Source organism: Erwinia sp. V71 (assembly GCF_965644245.1).
In the GTDB taxonomy this organism is placed as follows: Bacteria; Pseudomonadota; Gammaproteobacteria; order Enterobacterales; family Enterobacteriaceae; genus Erwinia.
This window is the reverse complement of sequence record NZ_CBFFRK010000149.1, coordinates 1-10,693: the sequence shown is the minus strand read 5'-3', so window position 1 is coordinate 10,693 and position 10,693 is coordinate 1. Positions and strand designations below refer to the sequence as shown.

The window sequence follows — 10,693 nt, the reverse complement described above, 5'->3', positions numbered from 1 at the left end:
GAACAGCAGGCCAAGAAAATGCCTCGGGTTCCGGCAGCCTTCAGTGGTCTTTGCAGAGTTAAGACAGGCGGCTTAGCATTGCACTTCGAACTTGAATCCGCCATCCACTGACGAACAATTGTGATTTCGCCACGAAAGTATTAACCATTAACGCTCTCTTCAGGCGAATACCATAACCTGGCGTGAAGCATTCCGATCCCTGCCTTTTTTATTTTAATTCTATAAGCGTCACAAAAGTCGAAAAAAACAATCAGCTCCGTTGCATCGGGCGAGTGACGCGCTATATGTTAATTTTGTGTTTAAAAAACCATGGCAAGGGGTTGAGCAAATGTATAAAAAAACAGGTGCGTTAGCTGCCTCACTGGCGACGATCTTTTCCACTTCTGTGCTGGCGGCAGTGCCACAAGGCTATCCGGCGGATTATCAGAAAGTGATTGATGCTGGCACGAAAGAGGGCAAGGTCGTTGTCTATTCAACCACGGATATTAAAGCGGCGGGGCCTCTGATTAAAGGGTTTGAGGCACAGTATCCGGGCATTAAAGTTGAATATAACGATATGAACAGTACCGAACTGTATAACCGTTATATCAGCGAACAGGCGTCGGGTGGCGGCAGCGGTGACGTAGTCTGGAGCTCTTCCATGGATACCGGGCTGAAACTGGCGACGGAGTATGCTGCGGAATATGCCACGCCGGAGCTGGATAAACTGCCGAAATGGGCGGTCTGGCAGCAGAAGGCTTATGGCACCACTTATGAACCGGTGGTGTTTATTTATAATAAACGCCTGATTCCACAGGGTGATGTGCCGGACTCGCATAGCGCGCTGGCGAAACTGATCGCCGGTCAGACGGATAAATTTAAAGGCAAAGTCACCACCTACGATATTGAAAAATCCGGACTCGGTTTTATGCTGGCCGTGCAGGATTACAAGGCCGATAAAGACTATTTTAAAACCCTTGCCGATGTGGCAAAAGGCGGGCTGACCGTGCAGTCATCGACCGGTACGATGATGGAGCGTGTCTCCTCCGGGGAAAATTTTATTGGTTTTAATATCCTCGGTTCTTATGCTGAAGCGCGGGCAAAAGGCGACCCTTCACTGGGCATTTCCTATCCGAAAGATTATGTGCTGGTGCTGTCACGTGTGTCATTTATCAGTGACGGTGCGGAACACAATAATGCCGCGAAATTGTGGTTCGACTATGTCCTGTCGGAAAAAGGCCAAACCATTCTGGCCAACCAGTCCGATATTCCCTCTCTGCGCAATGATATTGAAGGTAAAAACGATATTGATGGCATGACTAAATTGCTGGGTAGCGCACTGAAGCCGATTCCGGTCGATGAATCGCTGCTGGAATATCTTGAGCCGAAAAAACGTCTGGACTTTATTAAACAATGGCGTACTGCCGCCGCCAAATAACGACAGTTTCGGTTGTGCGTCTGTTGACGCACAACTGTTTTTAGCACCCAGATGGTTTGCATTACGCACCTGACCAAAGGGATGACCTATGAATAGTTTGCGCAGAAAGTGGCAGGGTTTGCCGCGTGGCATTGTGGTATTGATAACCGCGCTGGTTATTTATATCCCGCTGTTATTTATCGTTATCCAAAGTTTTCTCTCAGCACCGTTTTTTTCCCGCAGTAAAGAATTCAGCATCGAAGCTTTTGAGTTTATTTTTACCGATCCCGATTTCTATCATGCGCTGGAATCCGGATTTATTCTGGCATTCGGGCTGGTGATCATTGCCATCCCACTGGGCGGAATTCTCGCCTTTTTGATGGTGCGTACCGATTTGCCCGGGCGCAGGCTTATTGAGCCGCTGATTCTGGTGCCGATATTTGTTTCACCGATGGTGCTGGGCTTTGGTTATGTGGTGGCGGCGGGGCCGGTCGGCTTTTTCTCTCAGTGGGCTGAGCAACTGATTGGTTTTGTGCCGTGGAATATCTATTCGATGTTAAGCATCGTGGTGATCGCCGGTCTGACGCATGTGCCGCATGCTTATCTGTATATCTCGTCGGCGCTACGCAGCGTCGGTTCTGATGTGGAAGAAGCGGCGCGCACAGTGGGTGCGTCGCCGCTGCAGGTGATGACAGCAGTCAGCCTGCCGATGGTGCGTCCCTCGATCCTCTATGCCAGCGTGCTGCTGTTTTTCCTCGGGCTGGAAGTGTTTGGTCTGATGCTGGTACTGGGCGATCCGGAAGGCAATATGGTGCTCGCCACTTACCTGTATAAGCTGACCAACAAGCTGGGTATCCCCTCTTATCATCTGATGGCGGCGGTGGCCGTGGTGCTGATCTGCATTACCATTCCGCTGGTGATGCTGCAGCGTCAGTTGATGCGTACCGCGAACCGCTTTGTCACCATGAAAGGCAAAGTGTCGCAGGCGCGCGTGTTGCCGCTGGGGAAATGGCGCTGGGTGGCGGGTTTTGTGGTGTTCGCCTGGCTGACTGTCACCATTGGTGTGCCATTGATTGGCGTGGTGCTGCGTGCGTTTATTTCCAACTGGGGTATCGGGGTGTCGTTCTGGGATGAGCTGTCGCTGGATACCTTCCGTAATATCTGGCAGCAGCCGAACCTGCTGCGCGCTATCGTGAACTCGATGGCGATCGGCGTGTTCGGCGGGGCGCTGGCAGTGGTGTGTTATCTGTTTGTCGGCATTGCCATGCACCGCAAGCACGACAATACCACGCGTTTCCTCGACTACAGCGTGCTGGTTCCGCGTGCGGTGCCGGGGCTGCTGGCGGGGCTGGCGTTTCTGTGGGTGTTCCTGTTTATTCCGATGTGGCTGGATCAGTCGCTGAAAAATGGCTGGCTGTCAGCGCTGCCAATGGCTGAATGGCTGCGGGAAAATTTTATCGTCTGGCTGCGCTCACTGCGTAATACCATTTTCAGCGTCTGGCTGGCCTACACCGTGGTGTGGATGGCCTACGGCCTGCGGTTGATCTCGTCGACGCTGTTGCAGGTTGGTCCGGAGCTGGAAGAGGCGGCGAGGAGCACGGGAGCGACGCCAGGACAGGTGACCCGCCATGTCACGGTGCCACTTTCGCGTTACGGCCTGATTGGTTCCTGGCTGCTGATGTTTCTGATTTTCGAGCGTGAATATTCCACCGGGGTGTATCTGCTTTCGCCGGGTACTGAAACCATCGGTTCGATGCTGGTTTCCCTGTGGGCCGCAGGCGCCATTGATATCGTGGCTGCTATGTCCTTCATTAACATCCTTCTGGTGGTCGTTGGCCTCGGTGTGGCACTGCGCTTTGGAGTGAAATTACATGACTGAATTATCGGTAGAAAATCTGCATCTCACCTACGGCGACAACCCGGTGCTGAAAGGCGTATCAATGCAGCTGAAAAAGGGCGAGGTGGTATCGCTGCTTGGCCCGTCAGGCAGCGGAAAAACCACCTTACTGCGTGCGGTGGCCGGGCTGGAAAAACCGAGTCAGGGACGCATCACCATCGGCAGCAACATTGTCTACGATGGCACTCCGCGCAGTGAGATCCCGGCGGAAGAGCGCAATCTCGGGCTGGTGTTTCAGTCTTACGCCTTGTGGCCGCATAAAACGGTGTTCGAAAACGTCGCCTACCCGCTGAAATTACGCAAAGTGTCATCCGCTGACATCAGCCAGCGGGTGCAGGCGGTGCTTGACCAGCTGGGGCTGGGGCATCTGGCAAAACGCCATCCGCATCAGCTTTCCGGCGGACAGCAACAGCGTGTGGCGATTGGCCGTGCGCTGGTCTACAACCCGCCCGTGATTCTGCTCGATGAGCCGCTGTCTAACCTTGATGCCAAGCTGCGTGAAGAGGCGCGGGTATTCCTGCGCGAGCTGATTATTAATCTGGGGTTGTCTGCGCTGATGGTGACGCACGATCAGAACGAAGCGATGGCGATCTCGGATCGCATCCTGCTGCTGAACAACGGCGTCATAGAACAGCAGGGCACACCACAGGAGATGTATGGCACGCCTTCCACGCTGTTTGCCGCCGAGTTTATGGGCAGTAATAACCGGCTGCATGGCCGGGTGACAGAGGTGACCGACGGCAAGGCTCGCATCGAGGGCGCGAACTGGGTACTGTGGGGCCGCGCCGGGGAAGGCGTAACTGCCGGGCAGGATGGCACTGCAGTGATCCGTGTTGAACGTCTGCATCTGAGCGACGGGCCGACGGATAATTCGTTTGAACTGCCGCTGCTGACCAGTATGTATCTGGGCGATCGCTGGGAATATCTGTTCCGCACTCAGGGGGACGATTTTGCTCTGCGCGTGTATGGCAAAGAGGTGCGCGATGCACAGCATTACCATATTGTCCTGCCCGCGAACGATCTGTGGATTTTCCCGAAAAGCTGAAACCGGGCGGCTCACTGTGCGGGCCGCCATTCTTGCCCCGGCCGCATTAAGGCTGTGCGATGCCCGGCTTGACGCTGTGGCTGAAATCACTATCCTGTCAGCGTGATTATTTTCAGGCTGTATCCGGGACGACCCGGATAGCGAGCGGCCTTTTCCGGGACGACCTGGTAAAACAAGGAGTTTACCTGATGTCCTGGATTATGCTGATCGCCGCTGGCGTGCTGGAAGTGGTTTGGGCCTTTACCATAAAGCTGTCGCACGGGTTTACCCGGCCGCTGTATGCCGTTATCACGCTGGTGGGTATGATCGCCAGCTTTGCGCTGCTCTCCTTCGCTATGCGTTCTCTGCCACTGGGCACCGCCTACACCATCTGGACCGGGATTGGGGCGGTGGGATCTTTCCTCGCCGGGCTCTATTTCCTTGGTGAACCCGCCACTCCGCTGCGTATTATGGCCGCGGTGCTGATTGTCGCCGGGCTGGTTCTGATGAAGCTTGCTTCATAGGTCGTGTCATTCAGTTACTGACGCTGGCTGGAAAACCCGCGCACAGAGAAAATCAATCAGCGCCCGCACCTTCGGGGAAGGATGTTTACTGGCTGGCCACAGGATATGAAATACGCCGTGGCGCTCGACAAAATCAGGCAATATCTCGCACAGTTTGCCCTCCGCCAGCAGTGTGTTGACTGCAAAATCGGGCAGATACGCGATCCCCAGCCCTTTCAGGGCAAAGCACACGCGGGTTTCGATGTTGTTGCAGATCATCGACTGCGGCAGATCGTTTACCGTCCGATCGCGGAATGACCACTCTTCCAGCTTTCCGCTGTGCGGGAAGCGGTAGTGCATACAGATATGCTGACGTAAATCTTCAGGCGTAACAGGCGTGCCCTGGCGCGCCAGATACGCGGGCGATGCCACCAGCAATGAGCGGAAATCCCCCAGCTTACGCGCGGACAGGCGGGAATCCGCCGGTATGCCGGTTCTGACCACGGCGTCATAACCTTCACCAATCACATCGACCATCCGGTCACTGAAATCGAGGTCGAGTTCCACCTGCGGATACTGCTGCATAAAGTCGCCAAGTACCGGCAGGACCAGGCCACTGACCAGTGGCAGGCTGATATGCAGTTTGCCGCGTGGGACGGCGGCTGACTCGGTCAGTTCGCTTTCAGCGGCTTCGATTTCGCTGAGGATGCGACGGCAGCGTTGCAGAAACAGATTGCCTTCTGCGGTGAGCGTAATGCTGCGCGTGCTGCGGTGAAACAGCCTGACGCCCAGCCTCTCTTCCATGCGCGCAATACTTTTCCCCACGGCAGATGCCGAGATACCCAGCAACCGTCCCGCCGCCACAAAGCTGCGCGTTTCCGCCACCTGCACAAACACCACAACTCTGTTCAGACTTTCCAGAACCACCTCCATTGCGGACAATAAATTCCGCAGTAAAGGGAAATATACCCTACTTTTTCCCGAATGGCGCCTTCCGTTATCGTGCTGACAGAGCAGACAACAGGGGATTACGATGCACCATTCCATTAAACAGAGCAGTGAAGTTAAGGGCGCCGTACAGATTCAGGCGGCTGTCGATCGCGCGTTAGCGCAGCAGCGGCTGGTGGGGGCCGTGGTAATCGCCGCGCACCGTGGTGAGATTTTTCACTGTCAGGCGGCGGGGTATGCCGATCGGGAAAGCCAGCGGCCAATGACCGTTGATGGGGTGTTCCGCCTGGCATCCGTCAGTAAGCCGATTGTGTCCGTGGCGGCGCTGGTGCTGGTGGCGCAGGGTAAATTACGGCTCGATGATGAAGTGGCACACTGGCTGCCAGCGTTTCGTCCACGTCTTGCCGATCAGCGGGACGTGCCGATCACCATCCGTCAGCTACTCAGCCATACCGCCGGACTGGGGTATCGTTTCCTCGAAGCTGATGAGCAGGGGCCGCTGGCGCGGGCGGGGGTGTCAGATGGCATGGATGACTCAGCGCTGACGCTGGCGGAAAACCTCAGTCGTATTGCTTCCGCACCGCTGTTATACCCGCCCGGCGATGGCTGGGGATACTCACTGGCTAGCGATGTGCTGGGAGCGGTAGTGGAAAAAGTGGTTCAGCAGCCGCTGAATAGCGCTATCCGCGCTCTGGTGACGGCACCACTGGGTATGCTGGCAACCGGATTCAGCGCCAGCCGGGACAGCAATGTGGTGACTGCCTATGTCAGTGACACACCGCGACCACGACCCTTGCGTGAGGGAGAGATTGTGACGCCTTTTGACGGTGCCGTGGGTATTCGTTACAGCCCGGAGCGGGTATTTGATGCTTGCGCCTGGCCTTCCGGTGGCGCGGGAATGGTGGGAACAGCAGGCGATCTGCTGCGTCTGCTGGAAGCACTGCGCCGCAATGATGAGCAGCTGTTGCCGCGCCCGCTGATAGCGGAAATGGTACGCGATCACGCGGCGGGATTTGAACTGCCTGCGGCTCCGGGGTTTGGCTTTGGGCTGGGCTTTTCGCTGTTACGTGACAGCCAGCTGGCTGACTCGCCAGAGTCGCCCGGCACATGGCGCTGGGGCGGGGAGTATGGTCACTCCTGGTTTGTCGATCCGCAACGTGAGCTGAGCGTGGTGGCCTTCACCAATACGCTTTATGAAGGGATGTCAGGCCAGTTTGTTACTGAGCTGCGTGATGCCGTCTATGCGGATCTGGAGGCGCGGGGATGACGCCAGTAGCCTCCGAACGCCTGCCGGTCTGGCCTTTGCTGACGCTGAGCATGGCGGCATTTATCACCATCGTCACGGAAGCGTTGCCTGCAGGATTACTGCCGCAGATGGCGGCAGATTTGCAGGTCAGTGCATCCGCTGCCGGACAAACCATTACGGCTTATGCGCTGGGATCACTGCTGACGGCGATTCCGCTGACGTTGCTGACACAGCACTGGCATCGCAGACGTATTATGATTTTCACCCTGGCCGGTTTTGCGCTGGCGAATGCTGTCACGGCAATCTCTGCTCACTATCTGCTGACGCTGGCAGCGCGGTTTCTGGCCGGGGTGGCGGCAGGGGGATTGTGGGCGATTGCAGCAGGTTATGCCGCGCAGATGGCGCCAGCCAGTAAAAGGGGCAGAGCCGTTGCTATTGCCATGGCAGGCACGCCACTGGCGCTGTCGATAGGCGTACCTGCGGGAACATGGCTGGGTGATATCGCGGGCTGGCGTCTCTGTTTTGGCATTATGAGCGTACTGGCGTGTCTGGCGATGCTCGCGATACGACTGACCGCGCCTGATTTTGCCGGGCAGCCGCGCAGGCAGCAGCGTTCTCTGCGTGAGGTCCTGGTGTTGCCGGGGGTGCGTACCGTGCTGTTTGTCGTGCTGTGTTCCGTGCTGGCGCATAACATTCTCTACACCTATATCTCGCCGTTTCTGCTGCGGGTGGGAATGGCCTCGCAAACCAGCGCCGTACTGCTGCTGTTTGGTGTGTTTTCGCTGTTCAGTATTGCAGTGACCGGAGCGCTGATTGATCGCTATCTGAAATTGCTGATGTCGCTCTGCCTGCTGCTCTTTCTGCTGGCCGCAATGTTGCTGGTGTTTGCGGCACAGACGCCACTGTTGCTGTGGCTGGCAGTCGCGCTGTGGGGGCTGGCATTTGGCGGTGCGCCATCACTGTTGCAGACGGCGTTAATGAACCATGCCGGGCAATCCGCTGATACCGCGCAGTCGATGCTGGTCACGGTCTGGAATCTGGCGATTGGCGGCGGCGGGATGGCAGGCGGCGTGCTGCTGAGCCATACCGAGGCAGGGGCGCTGGTTCCCGCGATGCTGGTGTTGCTGCTGGCAGGATTGCTCGCGATCTGGCGTAGCAGGCACTATGGCCTGCTGGGTACAGCGAGCTGATCAGCCAATTTCTAGGCCGCTCAGCGCATTCAACAGCGCATCCACCTTGGGTAATAGCTGCTTGCGGCGCGGCCAGACCAGCGTCAGCGGCAGTCCCTCTGGCTGCCACTGCGGCAGAATCACCTGCAGTTCGCCACGGCTCAGTTGCTCGCGAATCAGCCAGGTGGGCATCTGCGCGATACCCAGTCCGCCACAGACGGCTTGTACCTTCGCATCGACATCACCCAGCGCCATCCGGTGTGGCATGTTACGCCATACCGGATGACCATCTTCGGTCATCAGCAGCCAGGGTTTCGTGCTGCCATCGATGCGTTCGTACAGGATGGCCGGATGCTGCAGCAGCTCATGCTCATTTTGTGGCGTCCCGGCTTTTGCCAGATAGTCCGGCGAGGCGCAAAACACCATGCGTTCACGCCCCATCTGGCGACAGCCCAGCGAGGCAGGCCGGTCCGTCGACCCGCCAATCCGTACCGCCACATCGATGCCATCATCGAACAGATCGATAAAGCGATCCGTGAAGGTGACACTGAGTTCCAGCTCAGGATGCTGCTGGCAGAAGGGGATCAGCGCAGGCATCACAATGCGCTGACCAAAGGTGCTGGGCACCGTCAGGCGCAGGCGGCCTGACGGAATAATACGCTGTGCCGCCAGCACGGACTCGGCTTCCGCCAGCTCCTCCATGATACGCACGCAGGTCTGATACCAGGCCTGACCCGCGTCGGTCAGTTGCAGGCTGCGGGTGGTGCGTTCCAGTAAGCGCGACCCCAGCCGCGCCTCCAGCCGGCTGACGCTCTTGCTGATGGCGGAGCCGGTGACATGCAGCCGTTCCGCGGCAGCGGTAAAGCTGCCGCTTTCCACGCTGGCGACAAAAGGAACAATATCCTTCAGACGTTGATCATGCATTGATTGATGAATCCAGGTTGAGAATGCTGTGAATTTTTACCAGAGATATGAATTATATTCTCCATTACTCTGTCAGGAATGCAAACAGAGGAGATTAACCGATGCAAAAACAAGCGCTGATTGTCGGTATCAGTGGTGTGATTGGCCGTGCACTGGCAGAGAAGCTGCAGGCTGAAGGCTGGCAGGTGACCGGACTTTCCCGCGGGCGTGGCGCGATCCCTGAAGGGTGCAGCAGCCTGACTGCCGACCTGACCGATGCGGCTGCCGTGCGCGCCGCTCTGACAGAGTACAAACCGGATGCGCTGTTTTTCAGCGTCTGGGCGCGTCAGGAGAATGAGAAAGCCAATATTCGTGTCAATGGCGCGATGGTGAAGAATGTGATTGATGCGCTGGGCGAGCGTCTGCAGGGCGCACATGTGGCGCTGGTCACCGGGCTGAAGCACTACCTCGGCCCCTTCGAGGCCTACGGCAAAGGGAACGTTCCTGTCACGCCGTTTCGTGAGGAGCAGGGACGCCAGCCCGTGGACAACTTCTATTATGCCCAGGAAGATGAAGTTTTTGCGGGGGCGGAGAAATACGCTTATCGCTGGAGCGTCCATCGTCCACACACCATTGTTGGCTATGCGCTGGGCAATGCGATGAACATGGGGCAGACGCTGGCGGTATATGCCACGCTGTGCCGGGAAATGGGCTGGCCGTTTATCTTCCCGGGTTCACCACAGCAGTGGCAGGGTGTCTCTGATGTGACCGACGCCAGCCTGCTGGCAGAACAGCTCCACTGGGCGGCCACCTCGGCAACTGCTGCGAATCAGGATTTTAATACCGTTAATGGCGATGTCTTCCGCTGGAACTGGTTGTGGCCGCGAATTGCCGCTTACTTTGGTATTGAAGCGGCAGACTATCCGGCGCAGATGATGCCGCTGGACGGGCGTATGGCAGAGGCGGCGGCGCGCTGGCAACAGGTTGTCGGCAAGTATCAGCTACGCGAAGCCGATATCAGCAAACTGGTGTCATGGTGGCATACCGATGCCGACCTGGGACGGCCAATGGAAGCGTTCACGGATATGAGTAAAAGCCGAAAAGCGGGCTTTAGCGGATACCGATCCACGCTGGACAGTTTCAGCCAGCTGTTTGATCGGCTGAAGGCAGAAAATATTATTCCCTGACCGATAGCCTGTTATGGTGGCTGGCGTATCCGGCCACCGTTATTGCGGTACACTGCAACCCTTATGACGGTGACCGGCTACTTAATCTTATTCAGAATTAAATCCCACCACTCTCTGGACTGATAAGCGCGCTCCTCATAGCGCTCGGCGACGTCGACTTTGCTGTTTAACTGCTTTCTCGCCTCTGCCAGTGGCAGCAAGGCCACTTGTTTGACTTCGTCATGTGCCAGATCGCCATTAAAGCCTTCGGCAATATTGTTGCTGATCAGCGAGATCTGTTCTGCGGCTTCTGTTTCAGTCAGCGCGACATAAGTACAGGAAAAATCATAGCCATATTTATCTGTCAGCCGCGAATTCAGATAATAAGTGCAACGCTCGGACATGATTGTGGAGAGTGTAGGAGGAAGGGTTAACTACCGA

The 10,693-nt window shown here is 56.7% G+C and carries 10 protein-coding genes; 7 read left to right on the top strand and 3 right to left on the bottom strand.

Annotation, left to right across the window (positions count from 1 at the left end):
* Window positions 1–328 precede the first annotated feature (328 nt).
* The 4 genes from ACSZO1_RS20185 to ACSZO1_RS20170 all read left to right on the top strand — a co-directional run bounded on the left by ACSZO1_RS20185 (window position 329) and on the right by ACSZO1_RS20170 (window position 4,841).
* Window positions 329–1,417: an ABC transporter substrate-binding protein gene (locus tag ACSZO1_RS20185; RefSeq protein WP_437615849.1), complete on the top strand. Its 1,089-nt coding sequence runs from the start codon at window positions 329–331 to the stop codon at window positions 1,415–1,417.
* Between the two features lie 88 nt (window positions 1,418–1,505).
* The gene (locus tag ACSZO1_RS20180; protein WP_437615847.1) at window positions 1,506–3,275 is read left to right on the top strand and encodes an ABC transporter permease; all 1,770 of its coding nucleotides are present in this window, start codon (window positions 1,506–1,508) and stop codon (window positions 3,273–3,275) included.
* Window positions 3,268–4,338 carry an ABC transporter ATP-binding protein gene (locus ACSZO1_RS20175; protein ID WP_437615845.1) on the top strand — a complete coding sequence of 357 codons (1,071 nt, stop codon included), beginning with the start codon at window positions 3,268–3,270 and terminating at the stop codon, window positions 4,336–4,338. Before ACSZO1_RS20180 ends, ACSZO1_RS20175 begins: the two co-directional genes overlap by 8 nt.
* Window positions 4,339–4,526: 188 nt before the next feature.
* Complete coding sequence (locus ACSZO1_RS20170; protein ID WP_437615843.1) at window positions 4,527–4,841, top strand: DMT family transporter; 315 nt, start codon at window positions 4,527–4,529, stop codon at window positions 4,839–4,841.
* A 6-nt stretch (window positions 4,842–4,847) separates the two neighbouring features.
* Here ACSZO1_RS20170 and ACSZO1_RS20165 read toward each other — a convergent pair whose 3' ends face one another.
* Window positions 4,848–5,741, bottom strand: a complete 894-nt coding sequence (locus ACSZO1_RS20165; protein ID WP_437615851.1) for a LysR family transcriptional regulator — start codon at window positions 5,739–5,741, stop codon at window positions 4,848–4,850.
* A 112-nt stretch (window positions 5,742–5,853) separates the two neighbouring features.
* Here ACSZO1_RS20165 and ACSZO1_RS20160 point away from each other — a divergent pair, with 112 nt between their 5' ends.
* Both ACSZO1_RS20160 and ACSZO1_RS20155 read left to right on the top strand, forming a co-directional pair.
* Window positions 5,854–7,035, top strand: a complete 1,182-nt coding sequence (locus ACSZO1_RS20160; protein ID WP_437615841.1) for a serine hydrolase domain-containing protein — start codon at window positions 5,854–5,856, stop codon at window positions 7,033–7,035.
* Window positions 7,032–8,204 (top strand): MFS transporter, encoded by a 1,173-nt coding sequence (locus ACSZO1_RS20155; protein ID WP_437615839.1) that lies wholly within the window; start codon window positions 7,032–7,034, stop codon window positions 8,202–8,204. Before ACSZO1_RS20160 ends, ACSZO1_RS20155 begins: the two co-directional genes overlap by 4 nt.
* Here the strand turns inward: ACSZO1_RS20155 and ACSZO1_RS20150 are convergent, their stop codons facing one another.
* Window positions 8,205–9,107, bottom strand: coding sequence for a LysR family transcriptional regulator (locus ACSZO1_RS20150; protein WP_437615837.1), 903 nt, complete (start codon window positions 9,105–9,107; stop codon window positions 8,205–8,207). It lies immediately after the preceding gene.
* Window positions 9,108–9,208: 101 nt separating this feature from the next.
* Here ACSZO1_RS20150 and ACSZO1_RS20145 point away from each other — a divergent pair, with 101 nt between their 5' ends.
* Complete coding sequence (locus ACSZO1_RS20145) at window positions 9,209–10,273, top strand: SDR family oxidoreductase (RefSeq protein ID WP_437615835.1); 1,065 nt, start codon at window positions 9,209–9,211, stop codon at window positions 10,271–10,273.
* 77 nt (window positions 10,274–10,350) lie between these two features.
* On the opposite strand, the gene ACSZO1_RS20140 is transcribed toward ACSZO1_RS20145, so the two are convergent.
* Window positions 10,351–10,656 carry a hypothetical protein gene (locus ACSZO1_RS20140; RefSeq protein WP_437615833.1) on the bottom strand — a complete coding sequence of 102 codons (306 nt, stop codon included), beginning with the start codon at window positions 10,654–10,656 and terminating at the stop codon, window positions 10,351–10,353.
* Window positions 10,657–10,693 lie beyond the last annotated feature (37 nt).

Coding starts and splice junctions, on each gene's coding strand:
- ACSZO1_RS20185 (WP_437615849.1), top strand. CDS start 329: ATGTATAAAAAAACAGGTGCGTTAGCTGCCTCACTGGCGACGATCTTT.
- ACSZO1_RS20180 (WP_437615847.1), top strand. CDS start 1,506: ATGAATAGTTTGCGCAGAAAGTGGCAGGGTTTGCCGCGTGGCATTGTG.
- ACSZO1_RS20175 (WP_437615845.1), top strand. CDS start 3,268: ATGACTGAATTATCGGTAGAAAATCTGCATCTCACCTACGGCGACAAC.
- ACSZO1_RS20170 (WP_437615843.1), top strand. CDS start 4,527: ATGTCCTGGATTATGCTGATCGCCGCTGGCGTGCTGGAAGTGGTTTGG.
- ACSZO1_RS20160 (WP_437615841.1), top strand. CDS start 5,854: ATGCACCATTCCATTAAACAGAGCAGTGAAGTTAAGGGCGCCGTACAG.
- ACSZO1_RS20155 (WP_437615839.1), top strand. CDS start 7,032: ATGACGCCAGTAGCCTCCGAACGCCTGCCGGTCTGGCCTTTGCTGACG.
- ACSZO1_RS20150 (WP_437615837.1), bottom strand. CDS start 9,107: ATGCATGATCAACGTCTGAAGGATATTGTTCCTTTTGTCGCCAGCGTG.
- ACSZO1_RS20145 (WP_437615835.1), top strand. CDS start 9,209: ATGCAAAAACAAGCGCTGATTGTCGGTATCAGTGGTGTGATTGGCCGT.
- ACSZO1_RS20140 (WP_437615833.1), bottom strand. CDS start 10,656: ATGTCCGAGCGTTGCACTTATTATCTGAATTCGCGGCTGACAGATAAA.